Below are 17,784 nucleotides of genomic sequence, written 5' to 3'. Positions count from 1 at the left end.
CGATGAAACTCAATGATCTGAGTCCAGCGCCGGGTTCCCGTCGCGAAAAGCATCGTCCGGGCCGTGGTATCGGTAGCGGTTTGGGTAAGACTGGTGGCCGTGGCCACAAAGGTCAAACCTCCCGCTCCGGTGGCACCATCGCTCCAGGCTTTGAAGGCGGTCAACAGCCGCTGCATCGTCGCCTGCCTAAGTTCGGTTTCGTATCCCTGAAAGCCATGGATCGCGCAGAAGTGCGTTTGTCCGAGCTGGCTAAAGTGGAAGGCGACATCGTTACTGTGCAGACCCTGAAAGATGCCAACGTGATCAACGTCAACGTACAGCGTGTGAAAATCATGCTGTCCGGTGAAGTGACTCGCGCTGTCACTATCGGCAAGGGAATCGGCGCCACCAAAGGTGCGCGTTCGGCTATCGAAGCAGCTGGCGGCAAGTTCGAGGAATAAATGGCTAAGCAAGGTGCTCTCTCAGCGCTCGGCAAAGGCGGTATGTCTGAACTTTGGGCTCGTCTGCGTTTTCTGTTCCTGGCGATTATCGTCTACCGAATAGGCGCACACATCCCGGTTCCAGGTATCAACCCGGACCGACTCGCAGACCTGTTTCGACAGAATGAGGGGACCATTCTTAGCTTGTTCAACATGTTTTCCGGCGGTGCGCTGGAACGGATGAGCATTTTTGCACTGGGGATCATGCCGTACATTTCGGCATCGATCATCATGCAACTGATGACCGCCGTCAGCCCGCAGTTGGAGCAGTTGAAGAAGGAAGGTGAAGCTGGCCGTCGCAAGATTAGCCAGTACACCCGCTACGGCACTGTCATCCTCGCTCTGGTTCAAGCTATCGGCATGTCCGTTGGCTTGGCGGGGCAGGGTGTTGCGTTCACTGGTGACTTTGGCTTCTATTTCGTCGCGGTATCCACATTTGTGGCTGGTGCGATGTTCATGATGTGGCTGGGTGAGCAGATTACTGAGCGTGGTGTTGGTAACGGTATCTCGATGTTGATTTTCGCAGGTATCGTCGCCGGTCTTCCGAGAGCAATTGGGCAGTCTTTCGAGTCTGCACGTCAGGGTGATATCAATATCTTCGCTCTGGTTGCCATCGGTTTGCTGGCAGTAGCGATTATCGGTTTTGTGGTGTTCATTGAGCGTGGCCAGCGTCGTATTGCTGTTCACTACGCCAAGCGTCAGCAGGGCCGTAAGGTCTTTGCCGCGCAGACCAGCCACTTGCCGCTGAAAGTGAATATGGCCGGTGTTATCCCGGCAATTTTCGCGAGCAGCATTTTGCTGTTTCCGGCTTCGTTGGGTACCTGGTTTGGTCAGTCTGAAAATATGGGCTGGCTGCAGGACCTCTCTCAGTCGATCGCTCCTGGTCAGCCGTTGAATATTCTGCTGTTTAGTGCAGGGATTATTTTCTTCTGCTTCTTCTATACGGCGTTGATGTTCAATCCGAAAGACGTAGCGGAAAACCTGAAGAAGTCCGGTGCCTTTATTCCGGGCATCCGTCCAGGTGAGCAGTCTGCACGCTACATTGATGGCGTTCTGACTCGTTTGACCCTGTTCGGTGCTCTATATATGACGGCCGTGTGCTTGCTTCCCCAGTTCCTGGTGGTTGCAGCAAACGTTCCGTTCTACCTTGGCGGGACCTCGTTGCTGATCGTGGTCGTGGTTGTGATGGACTTCATGTCCCAAGTACAATCGCACCTCGTTTCGCACCAGTACGAATCCCTGATGAAGAAAGCCAACCTGAAGGGTTACGGCAGCGGCATGTTGCGCTGAGTACCCATAAGGTTCGAGGAGTTGGTGATGAAAGTTCGTGCATCGGTGAAAAAGCTGTGCCGTAACTGCAAAATTATTCGCCGCGAAGGTGTTGTTCGAGTAATTTGCAGCGCGGAACCGCGTCACAAACAGCGCCAAGGCTGAGTGTGATCCGCTTGAAGCCCGGCAGCTAGTGCGCTGCCGGGTTGATTATTTGTTATTACAGCGATATTATCTCGCGCCCTATTTCTTGGCTTCCGGGGCGTAGGTAGCTGTCAATTGGAGTCCCACTGAATGGCCCGTATTGCAGGCGTTAACATTCCAGATAACAAGCACACTGTTATCTCGCTGACCTACATCTATGGTGTTGGTCGCACTACTGCGCAGAAAATTTGTGCAGACACTGGGGTCAACCCAGCCGCAAAGATCAAAGATCTGAGCGACGAGCAGATTGAGCTGTTGCGTGGCGAAGTGGCGAAGTTCACCACTGAAGGTGACCTGCGTCGCGAAATCAACATGAAAATCAAGCGTTTGATGGACCTCGGTTGCTACCGCGGTCTGCGTCATCGTCGTGGTCTTCCAGTACGCGGTCAGCGTACCAAGACTAACGCGCGTACCCGTAAAGGTCCGCGTAAGCCGATCCGCAAGTAATCGCCCACGCGAATCGACAGGAAATTAATCATGGCAAAACCTGCTGCTCGTCCTCGTAAAAAAGTTAAAAAGACAGTGGTTGATGGCATCGCCCACATCCATGCATCTTTTAACAACACAATCGTGACCATCACCGACCGTCAAGGTAACGCGCTGTCTTGGGCTACCTCTGGTGGTTCGGGTTTCCGCGGTTCCCGCAAGTCCACCCCGTTTGCTGCTCAAGTAGCTGCTGAACGTGCTGGTCAAGCTGCGCTGGAATATGGCCTGAAAAACCTCGACGTCAACGTCAAAGGTCCAGGTCCAGGTCGTGAGTCTGCTGTCCGTGCATTGAACGGCTGTGGCTATAAGATCGCCAGCATCACCGACGTGACGCCAATCCCGCACAACGGGTGCCGTCCGCCGAAGAAGCGCCGCGTGTAATCCAGGAGATTGTAAAGAATGGCTCGTTACATTGGTCCAAAATGCAAACTCGCTCGTCGTGAAGGCACCGATCTCTTCCTGAAGAGCGGCGTGCGCGCGATCGAATCGAAGTGCAACATTGAAGCAGCACCTGGTATCCACGGCCAACGCCGCGGTCGCCAGTCCGATTACGGCACCCAACTGCGTGAAAAGCAGAAGGTCCGTCGTATTTACGGCGTTCTCGAGCGTCAGTTCAGCGGCTACTACAAAGAAGCTGCTGGCAAGAAAGGTGCAACCGGTGAAAACCTGCTGCAACTGCTCGAATGCCGTCTGGACAACGTTGTATACCGTATGGGCTTTGGTTCGACTCGTGCCGAATCCCGTCAGCTGGTATCGCACAAATCCGTCAGCGTAAACGGCCAAACCGTTAACGTCCCGTCGTACCAGGTTCGTGCTGGTGACGTGGTCGCGATTCGCGAGAAAGCAAAAAATCAACTTCGCATTGTCCAAGCTCTCGATCTGTGTGCCCAACGTGGCCGCGTAGAATGGGTAGAAGTAGACACTGAGAAGAAGTCGGGCGTTTTCAAGAACGTTCCTGCTCGCAGTGATCTGTCCGCCGACATCAACGAAAGCCTGATTGTCGAGCTCTACTCCAAGTAAGGGCTAGAAAATAGGTGCATCCATGCAGATTTCGGTAAATGAGTTCCTGACACCCCGTCACATTGATGTGCAGGTTGTCAGTCCAACCCGCGCCAAGATCACTCTCGAGCCTCTCGAGCGTGGTTTTGGCCACACCCTGGGCAACGCGCTGCGACGCATCCTGTTGTCCTCAATGCCCGGCTGTGCAGTAGTCGAGGCCGAGATTGACGGTGTGCTCCACGAGTACAGCGCCATCGAAGGTGTACAGGAAGACGTAATTGAAATCCTGTTGAACCTTAAAGGTCTGGCTATCAAGCTGCACGGCCGTGACGAAGTTACGCTGACCTTGTCGAAGAAGGGTTCGGGGGTGGTTACCGCTGCCGATATTCAGCTGGATCATGATGTCGAGATCGTTAATCCCGATCACGTAATCGCTAACCTGGCGTCTAACGGCGCCCTGAACATGAAGCTCACTGTAGCTCGTGGTCGTGGTTATGAACCGGCCGACTCGCGTCAGAGCGATGAAGACGAAAGCCGCAGCATTGGTCGCTTGCAGCTTGACTCTTCGTTCAGCCCGGTTCGCCGTATCGCATACGTGGTGGAAAACGCCCGTGTCGAGCAGCGTACTAACCTGGACAAGCTGGTTATTGATCTGGAAACCAACGGTACTCTGGATCCTGAAGAGGCTATCCGTCGCGCTGCAACCATTCTGCAACAGCAGTTGGCTGCGTTCGTCGACCTCAAAGGTGACAGCGAACCAGTGGTAATCGAGCAGGAAGACGAGATCGATCCGATCCTGCTTCGCCCGGTTGACGATCTGGAACTGACTGTACGTTCGGCTAACTGCCTTAAGGCGGAAAACATTTACTACATCGGCGATCTGATTCAGCGCACCGAAGTAGAACTGTTGAAGACTCCGAACCTGGGCAAGAAATCCTTGACTGAAATCAAGGACGTTCTGGCCTCCCGCGGTCTGTCCCTCGGCATGCGCCTCGACAACTGGCCGCCTGCAAGTCTTAAGAAGGACGACAAGGCGACTGCCTGATCGTCGTAATCACCGAACGTGAGTTTGGTAAGGAATGAACCATGCGTCATCGTAAAAGTGGTCGTCACCTGAGCCGTACCAGCTCGCACCGCAAGGCCATGTTTCAAAACATGGCGGTGTCGCTGTTCGAGCACGAGCTGATCAAAACTACACTGCCAAAAGCTAAAGAACTGCGTCGCGTTGCTGAGCCGCTGATCACTTTGGCCAAGACAGACAGCCTGGCTAACCGCCGTTTGGTTTTCGACCGTACGCGTTCGAAAGCTATCGTTGGTAAGCTCTTCAACGACCTGGGCAAGCGCTACGCTACCCGTGAGGGTGGCTACCTGCGCATCCTCAAGTGCGGTTTCCGCACTGGCGACAACGCGCCTATGGCGTACGTCGAGTTGGTTGATCGTGCTACTGCCGGCGAAGCTGTAAGCGCCGAGTAAGACGATAAGCTGTAACGAAGAACCGGGCCCAGTGCCCGGTTTTTTGTGGGCGCTACAAAAGAGGACTACTCTCAACACTTCACTGCCGCCGCTGAGCCCACAGCTATCTACCCTGGTGGTACGTTAGTTATTTTCTATCAAAGTCCATGATTTAATAAATTTGATGGTGTCATCTTGATGGTCAATACTCCCTCCAAGCCGATTAGCCGGCAGTTCCATGACTGACCTGAGGAAGATTGAGCATGAGCCAGAAAACACTTACTACCGCCAGTGGCGCACCCGTCGCTGACAATCAGAACTCCCGCTCTGCCGGCCCGCGTGGCCCGTTGCTGCTCGACGATTTCCACCTGATCGAGAAACTCGCGCACTTCAATCGGGAAAACATCCCCGAGCGTCGCGTGCACGCTAAAGGCTCGGGCGCGTACGGCACATTCACGGTTAATCGTGACATCACCCAATACACCAGCGCCAAATTGTTTGAATCCGTCGGCAAGCAAACCCCGACCTTTCTGCGATTTTCCACTGTGGGCGGTTCACGGGGCTCGGCCGATACTGACCGCGACCCACGCGGCTTCGCGCTCAAGTTTTACACTGAGGAAGGTAATTGGGACATTGTGGGGAACAACACGCCGGTGTTCTTCATTCGCGATCCTCTCAAGTTCCCGGATTTCATCCATACCCAAAAGCGCCTGCCGCAGACCAACCTGAAAAGCGGTCAAGCGATGTGGGATTTCTGGTCGCACTCGCCTGAGGCGCTGCACCAAGTCACGATTCTGTTTTCGGACCGCGGCACGCCAGACGGCTATCGCCATATGCATGGTTTTGGTAGCCACACCTATAGCCTTATCAACGCGGCAGGTGAGCGTCACTGGGTCAAATGGCATTACAAGACCAAACAAGGCATCAAGAACCTGACACCGGCAGAGGCGGAGCGTCTGGCGGGTAGCGACCCCGATTACGCCCAGCGTGATCTTTTCGGTGCGATCGCGCGTGGTGACTTCCCGAAATGGAGTGTCAATATTCAGGTCATGACCGAGGCACAGGCTGCCGCGCACTATGAGAACCCTTTTGACGTAACCAAAACCTGGTCGCAGCAGGAGTTTCCGTTGATTGAAGTCGGCGAGTTGGAGTTGAACCGTAACCCGCTCAACTACCACGCTGAAGTCGAGCAATCCGCATTCGGTCCGAGCAACATGGTCCCAGGCGTAGGCCTGTCGCCCGACCGTATGCTGCAGGGGCGCGTTTTCGCATACGCCGACGCTCATCGCTATCGTATTGGCACCAACCACCAGCAATTGCCGGTGAATGCTCCGCGCAGCCCTGTGCACAGCTACCAGCGCGATGGTTCGATGGCATTTGGCGATAACGGTGGCGCGGCGCCGAACTACGAGCCAAACAGTTACGCTGACGCACCGAAACAAGCGCCACAATACGCCGAGCCAGCTTTGGCGTTGAGTGGGGCTGCAACCCGCTACGATCATCGCGAAGACACTGATTACTACAGCCACGCGGGTGCGCTGTTCCGTTTGATGGATGCGGGGCAGAAGGCCCTGCTGATCAACAACATTGCTGGGGCCATGGCCGGTGTCAGCAGCGATGTGGTTCAGCGCCAACTGCAGCACTTTTTCAAAGCCGACCCTGCTTACGGCCAGGGCATCGCGACAGCGCTGGGCGTAACGCTTAGCTGACTCTAAACGAGAAGCAGAACCGCCCTCATTTGGGCGGTTTTTGCGTTAATTCAGCTACTTTTCTCAGAATATCTTCGCTTTTCTGCCGTTGGTCCCGTGACCTTGGAGTCATGTTGGTTCAAACTACAGACTTTGAAGCAGGGAGATGTAGGGCGATGCAAGGTCACCCCGACGTAATCGATTACCTCAACACGTTGCTGACGGGCGAACTGGCAGCTCGTGACCAATATTTCATCCACTCGCGCATGTACGAAGATTGGGGCTTTACCGAGCTCTATGAACGTATCAACCACGAAATGGAAGAAGAGGCGCAGCACGCCGACGCGCTGATGCGCCGCATCCTGATGCTCGAAGGCACGCCGCGCATGCGTCCCGACGACTTGGACGTGGGCACCTCGGTGCCTGACATGCTCGCAGCCGACCTTCGCCTTGAGTACAAGGTCCGTGCCGCGCTGTGCAAGGGCATCGAGCTCTGTGAGCAGCATAACGACTATGTCACTCGCGAAATTCTGCGGGTGCAGTTGAACGACACCGAAGAAGATCACACCTACTGGCTGGAAAAGCAGTTGGGCCTGATCAAGTTGATTGGCCTGGAAAACTACCTGCAATCGCAGTTCTGACTCCCCGGCTACAAAAAAGCCCCTGTCACCGCGAGGTGACAGGGGCTTTTTCATGGGCCTGAGAAATCAGGCCCTGTCGCGCGCCAACAACGGTTTCAAGTAGTAACCGGTGTGAGATTGCGGCATTTCCGAAACCTGCTCCGGGGTGCCCACTGCAATGATCTGGCCGCCCTTGGAACCGCCTTCCGGCCCCAGGTCCACCAGCCAGTCGGCCGTCTTGATCACATCCAGGTTGTGCTCGATGACTACGACCGTGTTGCCGTGGTCGCGCAAACGGTGCAGTACGTCCAGCAATTGCTGAATGTCTGCAAAGTGCAGGCCCGTGGTCGGCTCATCAAGTATGTACAAGGTCTTGCCGGTATCGCGCTTGGACAGCTCGCGAGACAGTTTCACCCGCTGCGCCTCACCACCCGACAGCGTGGTCGCCGATTGCCCCAGCTTGATGTACGACAAACCCACGTCCATCAATGTTTGCAGCTTGCGCGCCAACGCCGGAACCGCGTCGAAGAACACCCGCGCTTCTTCGATGGTCATCTCCAGGGTTTCGTGGATGCTCTTGCCCTTGTACTTGATCTCCAGGGTTTCGCGGTTATAGCGCTTGCTCTTGCACACGTCGCACGGCACGTAGATGTCCGGCAGGAAGTGCATCTCCACCTTGATCAGGCCATCGCCCTGGCACGCCTCACAGCGCCCGCCCTTGACGTTGAACGAGAACCGGCCAGGCCCGTAGCCCCGCGAGCGGGATTCCGGCACGCCGGCAAACAGTTCGCGTATCGGCGTGAACAGCCCGGTATAGGTCGCCGGGTTGGAGCGCGGTGTGCGGCCAATCGGGCTTTGGTCGATATCGACCACCTTGTCCAGCAGCTCCAGGCCCTTGATGCTGTCATGCGCCGCCGCTTCCAGGGTGGTCGCGCCATTAAGGGCGGTAGCACTGAGGGGGAACAGCGTGTTGTTGATCAGCGTCGACTTGCCCGAGCCGGAAACACCGGTCACGCAGGTCAGCAGGCCCAGCGGAATTTCCAGGTCGACATTGCGCAAGTTGTTGCCGCGAGCGCCCTTGAGATGCAACGCCATCTTTTTGTTGCGCGGCGTACGTTTGGCCGGCACGGCGATCTTCACTCGGCCCGACAGGTACTTGCCGGTCAGGGAATCTGGATGTGCCATCACTTCTGCCGGCGTGCCCTCGGCGACAATATGCCCGCCATGCACACCCGCACCCGGGCCGATATCAACGACGTAATCCGCCAGGCGAATCGCGTCCTCGTCGTGCTCGACCACGATCACTGTGTTGCCGATATCGCGCAGGTGTTTCAGCGTGCCCAGCAACCGGTCGTTGTCACGCTGGTGCAAGCCAATCGACGGTTCATCGAGGATATACAGCACGCCGACAAGGCCGGCACCGATCTGGCTCGCCAGGCGAATACGCTGGGCTTCACCGCCAGACAACGTATCGGCGCTACGGTCAAGCGACAGGTAGTCCAGGCCAACGTTGACCAGGAACTGCAGGCGCTCACGGATTTCCTTGAGGATCTTGTCGGCAATTTCACCGCGGCGCCCCGTCAGCTTGAGCCCGCCAAAGTACTCACAGGCATCGCCGATTGGCAGGTTAGTCACCGCCGGCAACGTCTTCTCGCCGACCCACACATGCCGAGCCTCACGGCGCAGGCGCGTGCCGCGGCAATCCGGGCACGGTTGGGTGCTGAGGAATTTCGCCAGCTCTTCGCGAACGCTCGCCGATTCGGTCTCGCGATAACGACGCTCCAGGTTCGGCACGATGCCTTCGAACGGGTGTGAGCGCTTAACGATATCGCCGCGATCGTTCAGGTACTTGAAGTCGACGTTTTGCGAACCACTGCCGTGCAGGATGACTTTCTGCTGTTCAGCCGGCAGCTCGTTGAACGGCACTTCCAGGCTGAACTTATAGTGGGACGCCAACGAGCCGAGCATCTGGAAGTAATAGACGTTACGCCTGTCCCACCCGCGTATCGCGCCCTCTGCCAATGTCAGGTCACCGTTGACCAGGCGCTTGATGTCGAAGAATTGCTTAACCCCCAGGCCATCACAGGTCGGGCAGGCGCCGGCGGGGTTGTTGAAGGAGAACAGCTTGGGTTCAAGCTCGCTGATCGCGTGGCCACAGATCGGGCAGGCGAAACGCGCGGAGAAGATGATCTCTTCGCCGGGCTCGTCGTCCATTGGCGCGACGAGTGCAATGCCGTCCGCCAGCTTCAGCGCGGTTTCGAACGATTCCGCCAAACGTTGCTGCAGGTCGGCGCGGACCTTGAAACGGTCGACGACTACATCAATGGAGTGCTTCTTCTGTTTGTCGAGCTTCGGCGCTTCATCCAGCTCATACAGCTTGCCGTTGATGCGCGCGCGTACAAAACCCTGCGCACGCAGCTCTTCAAAGACAGAAAGGTGTTCACCCTTGCGCTCACGAATCACCGGCGCCAGCAGCATCAGCTTGGCACCTTCCGGCTGGGCCAGCACCAGGTCGACCATTTGGCTGACGGTCTGGGCTTCCAGGGGAATGTCGTGGTCCGGGCAACGCGGAATACCCACGCGCGCATACAGCAGGCGCAGGTAGTCGTAGATTTCGGTGATGGTGCCCACGGTGGAGCGCGGGTTATGGGAGGTCGACTTCTGTTCGATCGAAATAGCCGGCGACAGGCCTTCAATGGTGTCGACGTCGGGCTTTTCCATCATCGACAGGAACTGGCGGGCATAGGCCGACAACGATTCCACATAGCGGCGCTGGCCTTCGGCATACAGCGTGTCGAAGGCCAGGGACGATTTGCCGGAGCCCGACAAACCGGTGATGACGATCAGTTTGTCCCGGGGCAGGGTCAGGTCGATGTTCTTCAGGTTGTGGGTTCTAGCCCCACGAATCAGGATCTTGTCCAAGATGGCCTCGCACGGCGGGCGTAAATAATGCCGGAGTATACGGCTAAAGACTGGATGAATATACACTGTCAAAAGGCCGCTTGCAGCCCTAGATGAAAGCTGCGCGGCAAACCGCCGCATATACCCTCTTAATCGATGGGACTGGTAGAATCGCCGCCGGTTCACACGAGGTTTTTCCATGCACGATCCCCACAGCGAACGCATGAGTAGCGGCGAGACCCGAGCAGCAAGCGGTCTGGCCCTGGTGTTCGCCTTCCGTATGCTGGGCATGTTTATGGTGTTGCCGGTGCTGGCGACCTATGGGATGGACCTGGCAGGCGCAACCCCGGCGTTGATCGGCCTCGCCATTGGTGCCTATGGCCTGACCCAGGCGCTTTTTCAGATTCCATTCGGGATTATTTCCGACCGCATTGGCCGCCGCCCGGTGATCTACCTCGGGCTGATCGTGTTCGCCCTGGGCAGCGTGCTTGCGGCGCAGTCCGATTCGATCTGGGGCGTGATTGCCGGACGCGTCCTGCAAGGCGCCGGTGCGATTTCCGCCGCCGTCATGGCGCTGCTTTCCGACCTGACTCGCGAACAACACCGCACCAAGGCCATGGCCATGATCGGCATGACCATCGGCCTGTCGTTCGCCGTCGCCATGGTGGTCGGCCCCTTGCTCACGCGCGCGTTTGGTTTGCACGGGCTGTTCCTCGCGACGGGTGGCATGGCGCTGTTCGGCATCGTGATCGTGGTCTTTATGGTGCCGCGCTCCACCGGCACGTTGGCGCACCGTGAGTCCGGTGTCGCGCGCAAGGCATTACTGCCGACGCTCAAGCACCCAGACCTGCTGCGCCTGGATTTAGGTATCTTCGTGTTGCACGCCATGCTGATGTGCAGCTTCGTCGCCTTGCCCCTGGCCCTGGTTCAAAAAGCCGGCCTGCCCAAGGAGCAGCACTGGTGGGTCTACCTCACCGCGCTGTTGATTTCATTCTTCGCCATGATCCCGTTCATCATCTACGGCGAGAAGAAACGCAAAATGAAACGAGTTCTCCTCGGCGCCGTCGCGACATTGATGCTCACTGAGCTATTCTTCTGGCAGTTCGGCGACAGCCTGCGGGCACTGGTAATCGGCACGGTGGTGTTTTTCACCGCGTTCAACCTGCTGGAGGCGTCATTGCCTTCGCTGATCAGTAAAGTTTCACCGGCCGGCGGCAAAGGCACGGCGATGGGGGTGTATTCCACCAGCCAGTTCCTCGGCTCCGCGCTTGGCGGCATCATGGGCGGCTGGATGTTTCAGCATGGCGGTTTGTCGGTTGTGTTCCTCGGATGCGCCGGGCTGGCTGCACTTTGGCTGGCCTTTGCTGTTACCATGCGCGAACCTCCCTACGTCACAAGTCTGCGTTTGCCGCTATCGCCTGAGGCGATCCGTGAAAGCGGTCTGGTAGAGCGCCTCAAGGCCGTCGTGGGGGTAACGGATGCAGTAGTGATTGCGGAAGAAGCCGCCATCTACATCAAATTGGACACCGAATTATTGGATCGCGCGACGCTTGAGCAACTGGTCAACCCAGTGCCGACAGCGCGCCCAGCCTAGGAGAACGTTATGGCCCGTGGGGTTAACAAAGTCATATTGGTCGGTACATGCGGCCAGGATCCCGAAGTTCGCTACTTGCCTAACGGTAACGCCGTGACCAACCTGAGTCTGGCGACCAGCGAACAGTGGACCGACAAGCAAACCGGCCAGAAGGTCGAGAAAACCGAATGGCACCGTGTGTCGATGTTCGGCAAGGTTGCAGAGATCGCCGGTGAATACCTGCGCAAAGGTTCGCAGGTCTACATCGAAGGCAAACTGCAAACCCGCGAGTGGGAAAAAGACGGCATCAAGCGTTACACCACAGAAATCGTGGTCGACATGCAAGGCACCATGCAACTGCTGGGCGGCCGTCCACAGCAGGGCGAGCAACAAGGCGGGGGCAATAACTATCAGCAGTCCGCACCTGCTCCACGCCAGCAGGCTCCACGCCCGCAGCAGTCGGCACCGCAGCAGTCGCGTCAGGCGCCACCTCCACAGCAGGCCGCTCCGCAACCGGCTCCGGATTTCGACAGCTTTGATGACGATATCCCGTTCTAGGGTTTAAGCCCCAGAACGAAAACCCCCGCAGGCCAACGCCTCGGGGGTTTTTTATTGCCCAGGATCAGGCCTCTGCCGAAGCTGCCTTCACTACCATTTCCTTGAACCGACGCAATACGGTCGAGCTGTCTCCCGCTCGCGTCGCCAGATGCAACGGCGCGACCAGGCTTTGGCATTGCGTCAGTTCGCGATAGACGATGCCGTCCCCCCGCAACCGCTGCATGGACGCCGGCACGATGGATACGCCAAGGCCCGCCGCCACCAGGCTCAATGTCGCCGTCATGCGTGGCGCTTCCTGGACCACGTGCGGGCTGAAGCCTGCTTCACGGCAGGCGACCAGAATCGCGTCATACAAACCGAGCCCCACGCGCCGACGGTAAAGCACGAACGATTCTGTCGCCAGCGCGGCCAACGGCAGGGGCGATTGGGCATCGATGGCCAGCGGGTGATCAGTGGGCAGCGCCAGCAGCATCGGCTCTACCAGGATCGGTTCATCCTGCAACGATTGCGTGCCACTGAGCGGTGAGCGGATGAACGCCGCATCGAGCTTTTCATGCATCAACGCGTCCAACAGTTCGCCGGTGCCTGCTTCCTCAAGCATCACCGAGACGCCGACAAAGGTTTCGCGAAACAACCGCAGCACGCTCGGTACGAACGGGTGCAGCGCAGCGGAACTGGTGAAGCCTATCGCCAGACGACCGCGCTCACCCCGTGCGGCGCGGCTGACGACGTCAGCCACGCCTTCAACCAGAGCGAGAATGCCCCGCGCTTCATCCAGCAGGGCCAACCCGGCAGTGGTGGCGCGTACGCCACGGGGCAAGCGCTCCATCAATACCACGCCCAGCTCGGTTTCAAGGCTTTGCAGCATCCGCGTCAACGGTGGCTGTTGCATCCCCAGGCGTTCGGCCGCACGGGTGATATAGCCTTCCTCGGCGATCGCAACGAAGGCTTTAAGCTGGCGCAGTTCCAACATAGGGATACTTTTCAGGTATGGGAGAGCGCCAATCCTGGCATTTGTTCTCATGGCTCACAAGATTTAGGCTGTGACCAACCTCAAAAAGAAGGAACGCCGCGATGACCTGGTCAGCCAAGCAATACACGATGTTTGAACAGCAACGTACCCGTCCCGTGCGTGATCTGGTCGCGGCCATTCCAACTGCTGATGTGCGCACCGCTGTCGACCTGGGGTGCGGCCCCGGCAACTCCACTGAAGTGTTGGCCGAGCGCTACCCGCAGGCACACGTCACGGGAATGGACAGCTCCGACGACATGCTGGTGGATGCGCGTAAACGCCTGCCGGCGCTGAGTTTTGAATTGGCGGATATCGGTACCTGGCGCCCGGCGCAGAAAATCGATGTGATTCTGGCCAACGCTTCCCTGCAATGGTTGCCGGACCATGCCACGCTTTACCCGCACCTGGTCAACCAGCTGACGCCTGGCGGCACCCTGGCCGTGCAAACCCCGGACAATCTTGACGAACCCGCCCACCGCCTTGCCCGCGAAGTTGCCGCCGATGGTCCGTGGTCGGCAAAAATTGGCGCGGTGAAACACAATGAGCGCCACGCGGCGAGCTACTACTTCGAATTGCTGAGCAAACACTGCAGCACCGTCGACGTGTGGCGCACCACTTACCAGCACCCGCTGGCAGATCATGCGGCGGTGGTGGAGTGGTTCAAGGCATCGGCGCTGCGGCCATTCCTTGCGCCTTTGACCGACGCTGAAAAAGCCGCCTTCCTGCGTGAGTATCAGGCGCGGATCACCCAGGCTTACCCGGCCTTGGCCGATGGCACCGTGTTGCTGCCGTTCCCGCGCCTGTTCATCGTCGCGACCCGTTAAGGCCTGGCAAGCAGGTGGCGGTCAAGCCGCCGCCGCTTGTGCCGTCAGGTATTCATCCGCCGACACCACTTCAGCGTACGCAAACCCCAATGACGCCATATACGCCGCATGCGCCTGCGCTGCGGGGATTACCTGCCCGTTGAATTCCAGGTCCCGTGTTGCGCAGGCGTCATGGATGACAGTGACTTTGTAGCCCAGGTCCGCCGCCGCACGCGCCACGGCATCGATGCACATGTGGCTCATGCTGCCGACCACCACCACGTCGGTGATGCTGCGCTGCTCAAGCAGCGTACGCAGGTTGGTTTCGCGGAACGCGTTGACGAAATGTTTAAGCACCACCGGCTCATTGGCTTCATTCAGCACCTTGGCATGCAGGTGCGCGCCTTCGGAGCCCGGGGTGAAGAACGGTGCGTCCTCGGAGGTGAACTCATGGCGCACGTGAATCACCGCATCGCCCGCCTGGCGAAAAGCTTTCAGCACCTGCGCGGCCTTGTCGGCTGCTGCTTCTACGCCGTCGAGTGGCCACTTGCCCTGGGGGAAGTAGTCGTTCTGGATATCGATTAGGATGAGCGCTTGCTTGGCCATGTGTGTTGCCTCGTGATGGGTTGATGGGCCCAGTATGTTAGCTGGCGCCCGAGCCGAGGATTGGCAGCACCGACAATAACAGGGGGAAAACTGACAATGGCGGTTGTGGAACTGGGCGTGTTGATCTACCAGGGGGCGCAACTGGCCGCCGTGCATGGCCTGACCGACCTGTTCGGGGTGGCCAACCGGATCGCCGCTGCGCACCAGTCCGCGCAATTGCCATTGCTGCGGGTCAGTCACTGGCACGTGGATGCCCATGGCACGCCCACGCGCGCATTCGACAGTCACCCGGGGCCGGATCAGCCCATGATGGCGCTGCTGGTGCCGCCGTCGATTGGCGAGTTCAGCGAAGAGCAGGCGCCGCCGGCATTACTGGAATGGATTCGCCAGCAACACGCGGCCGGTACGGTGCTGGGCGGCGTGTGCATCGGCTCGATCATGCTGGCGCGCAGTGGCCTGCTGGACGGGCGCAGCGCCACCACGCATTGGTCGTCCGCCGCCTCCTTTGCCACGCGCTACCCGGCCGTGCGCCTGGAGGCGGATAAACCCATCGTCGATGATGGCGACCTGATCACCACTGCCGGGCTGATGGCCTGGTCCGAACTGGGTCTGCGCCTGGTCGATCGCCTGATGGGGCCGAGCATCGCCGCCGACACCGCCCGTTTCCTGGTGATAGAACACAGCGACAGCGCGAGCCAGTGCGGCAGCAACTTTGCACCGATCCTCGGGCACGGCGATGGCGCGATTCTCAAGGTCCAGCATTGGCTGCAAGCCGGCGGTGCGGTGGACGTGTCGGTCGCAGCGATGGCGCAGGAGGCGGGCCTGGAAGAGCGTACGTTCCTGCGGCGCTTCAGGAATGCCACGGGGTTGAAACCGACGGAGTATTGCCAGCATCTGCGGGTGGGCAAGGCGCGGCAGATGCTGGAGTTCACCAATGGCACCATTGACCATATCGCCTGGACCGTGGGCTACCAGGACCCCAGCGCGTTTCGTGCCACGTTCAAGAAAATCACGGGCCTGGCGCCAAGTGATTACCGCAGCCGCTTTGGCGTGTGAATCGTGCAGAACGCCGCGCGTTTGAAAGCGCGTCGTGCAGAATAAAGCAGGCCAAATGCCATTGGTTTTTCAGCAACTGACTGATTTCAAAGCCCTCTTTGCCCCGCGCGCCTTGGCCTGATCCCTGCAACCTTCCTTGCACACACTGGGCAAGATGGCTAAGGGGGACGCATGACCCCAACTCAACGCAAGAAACTCGTCGTCGCTCACTCGACCCGCGAGGATGCACCCGAGCACGAGGTCGAAACCAACCGCGCGCTGGCCCGCTGGCTGGCGCAGATCCTGGGGCTCAAGTTTGGCGGCAGTTACGACCCGCAGGTGCACGCCGGGAGAGATCTTTATTTGCTGCCCACCCAGACGTTGGTTGGCCTGCACCAAGCGCATGAACTCAATATCAAAGGCCCCGAGGACCTGTGGGGCGGTTATGTCGACCACGACTTCATCTGCACCAAGGCCATCAGCCATGGCACGCTCAGCGCTGAGGCCAAGACGCCTGAAGGCTGGTCGCCGTTGTTCGGCGAACGCGTGCGCAAAGTCGTGCTGGATGGCCTGAGCGTGTTCGCTCTGGAAGATGCCTTGCCAGCCGCCACGCGCCTGCTCTACAGCGGGCCGATCCGCCTGAAACCGGTGCACGCCTGTGCCGGGCGTGGCCAGGAAGTTATCCACAGCCTCGACGCATTCGAAGCCTTGCTGGCGCGGCCGGGCGTGGCGCAACTGTTCAACGATGGCGTGGTGCTGGAGCAGGACCTGCACGACGTGGTCACCCATAGCGTGGGCCAGAGCTTTATCGGCGACCACGTGTTCAGTTACTGCGGCGAGCAATACCTGACACAAGACGGGCAGGGCGAAGACGTCTACGGCGGCTCCAATCTGCTGGTGGTGCCCGGCTACTACGAAGACCTGTTGACGCTCGACCTGCCCGCCGATGTGCGCGAAGCCATCGAACAGGCCCAGGTTTTCGACACGGCGGCCGATGAGGCTTACCCTGGTTTCTACGCCTCACGGCGCAATTACGACATCGCCCAGGGCCTGGACACTGAAGGCCAGCGCCGCAGCGGTGTACTCGAACAGTCCTGGCGCATGGGCGGGGCCAGCAGCGCGGAAGTCGCGGCGCTGCAGAGCTTCATCAATCACCCGGGCCTGCGCGCCATTCATGTGTCTTCGGTGGAAACCTACGTGGACCAAGCGCTGCCGGCGGATGCCATCGAGGTGTATCGCGGCCCGGCGGAAAACAGCGACTTTCTTCTCAAGTACGTGACGGTTAAATCTTATGACGGCTAGAAGCGAAAGCATTGCGATCGATATCGACGACGAACAGATGAGCGGCACCTTCCTGAGCCCCAAATCCAAAGTCCCTGGCGTGTTATTTGTGCACGGTTGGGGCGGCAGCCAGGAGCGTGACCTGGAACGCGCCAAAGGCATCGCCGGGCTGGGTTGCGTGTGCCTGACCTTCGACCTGCGCGGCCACGCCGGCACTGGTATTCCGCTGAACCGCGTGACCCGCGAGGACAACCTGCGTGACCTGCTGGCTGCCTACGACCGGCTGCTCTCCCACCCGGCCATCGACACTTCGGCGGTGGCGGTGGTGGGCACCAGTTACGGCGGCTACCTGGCGGCGATTCTTACGTCCCTGCGCCCGGTGCGCTGGCTGGCGCTGCGGGTGCCGGCGCTGTACCGCGACCAGGAATGGCTCAAGCCCAAGCGTGACCTGAACAAAGCTGACTTGATGGATTACCGCAGCACCTTGGTACACGCCGAAACCAACCGTGCCTTGCACGCCTGCGCGCAGTTCACGGGCGATGTGTTGATTGTCGAATCGGAAACCGACGACCACGTGCCCCACGCCACCATCATGAGTTACCGCGCGGCGTGCCAGCAGACGCATTCGCTGACGCACCGCATCATTGATGGCGCCGACCATTCCTTGAGTGATCCGGTCTCGCAGCAGGCTTACACCTCGATCCTGGTGGACTGGATTACCGAGATGGTGGTGGGTGAGCGGTTGAGCATCATTCAATCCCAATGAGGCGGTGCCTTTTAGACCGCTATCGCGGGCAAGCCCGGCTCCCACAGTTGAC

General features: G+C 58.9%; 19 protein-coding genes. 16 read left to right on the top strand and 3 right to left on the bottom strand.

Going from position 1 to position 17,784, the window contains the following annotated elements; genetic code table 11:
• Window positions 1-2 precede the first annotated feature (2 nt).
• The 10 genes from rplO to bfr all read left to right on the top strand — a co-directional run bounded on the left by rplO (window position 3) and on the right by bfr (window position 7,218).
• Entirely contained in the window at window positions 3-440 is a 438-nt protein-coding gene (rplO, locus tag WBB95_RS04855) for a 50S ribosomal protein L15 (RefSeq protein ID WP_003176407.1), read from the top strand.
• On the top strand, window positions 441-1,769 hold the full coding sequence (gene secY, locus WBB95_RS04850) for a preprotein translocase subunit SecY (RefSeq protein ID WP_071485371.1): 1,329 nt from the start codon (window positions 441-443) through the stop codon (window positions 1,767-1,769).
• Window positions 1,770-1,796: 27 nt separating this feature from the next.
• A complete protein-coding gene (gene rpmJ / locus WBB95_RS04845) occupies window positions 1,797-1,913 on the top strand; it encodes a 50S ribosomal protein L36 (protein ID WP_002555468.1) in 117 nt (38 codons plus the stop codon).
• A gap of 129 nt (window positions 1,914-2,042) precedes the next feature.
• Window positions 2,043-2,399 (top strand): 30S ribosomal protein S13, encoded by a 357-nt coding sequence (rpsM, locus tag WBB95_RS04840; protein WP_003210063.1) that lies wholly within the window; start codon window positions 2,043-2,045, stop codon window positions 2,397-2,399.
• A gap of 30 nt (window positions 2,400-2,429) precedes the next feature.
• Entirely contained in the window at window positions 2,430-2,819 is a 390-nt protein-coding gene (rpsK, locus tag WBB95_RS04835) for a 30S ribosomal protein S11 (RefSeq protein ID WP_002555466.1), read from the top strand.
• Between the two features lie 18 nt (window positions 2,820-2,837).
• Entirely contained in the window at window positions 2,838-3,458 is a 621-nt protein-coding gene (gene rpsD / locus WBB95_RS04830) for a 30S ribosomal protein S4 (RefSeq protein ID WP_003210056.1), read from the top strand.
• Between the two features lie 22 nt (window positions 3,459-3,480).
• On the top strand, window positions 3,481-4,482 hold the full coding sequence (locus WBB95_RS04825) for a DNA-directed RNA polymerase subunit alpha (RefSeq protein WP_003176403.1): 1,002 nt from the start codon (window positions 3,481-3,483) through the stop codon (window positions 4,480-4,482).
• 41 nt (window positions 4,483-4,523) lie between these two features.
• A complete protein-coding gene (gene rplQ / locus WBB95_RS04820) occupies window positions 4,524-4,910 on the top strand; it encodes a 50S ribosomal protein L17 (RefSeq protein ID WP_017135967.1) in 387 nt (128 codons plus the stop codon).
• A 242-nt stretch (window positions 4,911-5,152) separates the two neighbouring features.
• Complete coding sequence (locus tag WBB95_RS04815) at window positions 5,153-6,598, top strand: catalase (RefSeq protein ID WP_424486551.1); 1,446 nt, start codon at window positions 5,153-5,155, stop codon at window positions 6,596-6,598.
• A gap of 155 nt (window positions 6,599-6,753) precedes the next feature.
• Window positions 6,754-7,218, top strand: coding sequence for a bacterioferritin (bfr, locus tag WBB95_RS04810; RefSeq protein WP_248078726.1), 465 nt, complete (start codon window positions 6,754-6,756; stop codon window positions 7,216-7,218).
• 66 nt (window positions 7,219-7,284) lie between these two features.
• On the opposite strand, the gene uvrA is transcribed toward bfr, so the two are convergent.
• On the bottom strand, window positions 7,285-10,119 hold the full coding sequence (gene uvrA, locus WBB95_RS04805; RefSeq protein WP_424486550.1) for an excinuclease ABC subunit UvrA: 2,835 nt from the start codon (window positions 10,117-10,119) through the stop codon (window positions 7,285-7,287).
• 178 nt (window positions 10,120-10,297) lie between these two features.
• Here uvrA and WBB95_RS04800 point away from each other — a divergent pair, with 178 nt between their 5' ends.
• Together WBB95_RS04800 and WBB95_RS04795 are read left to right on the top strand one after the other, a co-directional pair.
• Complete coding sequence (locus WBB95_RS04800; RefSeq protein WP_424486549.1) at window positions 10,298-11,692, top strand: MFS transporter; 1,395 nt, start codon at window positions 10,298-10,300, stop codon at window positions 11,690-11,692.
• Between the two features lie 9 nt (window positions 11,693-11,701).
• On the top strand, window positions 11,702-12,229 hold the full coding sequence (locus tag WBB95_RS04795; RefSeq protein ID WP_049711300.1) for a single-stranded DNA-binding protein: 528 nt from the start codon (window positions 11,702-11,704) through the stop codon (window positions 12,227-12,229).
• A 64-nt stretch (window positions 12,230-12,293) separates the two neighbouring features.
• Here the strand turns inward: WBB95_RS04795 and WBB95_RS04790 are convergent, their stop codons facing one another.
• On the bottom strand, window positions 12,294-13,202 hold the full coding sequence (locus WBB95_RS04790; protein WP_424486548.1) for a LysR substrate-binding domain-containing protein: 909 nt from the start codon (window positions 13,200-13,202) through the stop codon (window positions 12,294-12,296).
• A gap of 101 nt (window positions 13,203-13,303) precedes the next feature.
• On the opposite strand from WBB95_RS04790, the gene tam reads away from it, so the two are divergent.
• Entirely contained in the window at window positions 13,304-14,065 is a 762-nt protein-coding gene (gene tam, locus WBB95_RS04785) for a trans-aconitate 2-methyltransferase (RefSeq protein WP_424486547.1), read from the top strand.
• 21 nt (window positions 14,066-14,086) lie between these two features.
• Here the strand turns inward: tam and WBB95_RS04780 are convergent, their stop codons facing one another.
• Complete coding sequence (locus WBB95_RS04780) at window positions 14,087-14,650, bottom strand: cysteine hydrolase family protein (protein WP_424486546.1); 564 nt, start codon at window positions 14,648-14,650, stop codon at window positions 14,087-14,089.
• Window positions 14,651-14,746: 96 nt separating this feature from the next.
• Here WBB95_RS04780 and WBB95_RS04775 point away from each other — a divergent pair, with 96 nt between their 5' ends.
• The 3 genes from WBB95_RS04775 (at window position 14,747) to WBB95_RS04765 (ending at window position 17,732) form a co-directional block, all read left to right on the top strand.
• Window positions 14,747-15,706, top strand: a complete 960-nt coding sequence (locus WBB95_RS04775; RefSeq protein WP_424486545.1) for a GlxA family transcriptional regulator — start codon at window positions 14,747-14,749, stop codon at window positions 15,704-15,706.
• Window positions 15,707-15,877: 171 nt separating this feature from the next.
• A complete protein-coding gene (locus WBB95_RS04770; RefSeq protein ID WP_424486544.1) occupies window positions 15,878-16,987 on the top strand; it encodes a DUF3182 family protein in 1,110 nt (369 codons plus the stop codon).
• A complete protein-coding gene (locus WBB95_RS04765) occupies window positions 16,977-17,732 on the top strand; it encodes an alpha/beta hydrolase family protein (protein WP_424486543.1) in 756 nt (251 codons plus the stop codon). Before WBB95_RS04770 ends, WBB95_RS04765 begins: the two co-directional genes overlap by 11 nt.
• The last annotated feature ends 52 nt before the right edge of the window (window positions 17,733-17,784 follow it).

Origin of the sequence: Pseudomonas sp. (assembly GCF_049645325.1) — a bacterium.
Lineage (GTDB): Bacteria > Pseudomonadota > Gammaproteobacteria > Pseudomonadales > Pseudomonadaceae > Aquipseudomonas.
This window is presented reverse-complemented; position numbering and strand designations above follow the sequence as displayed.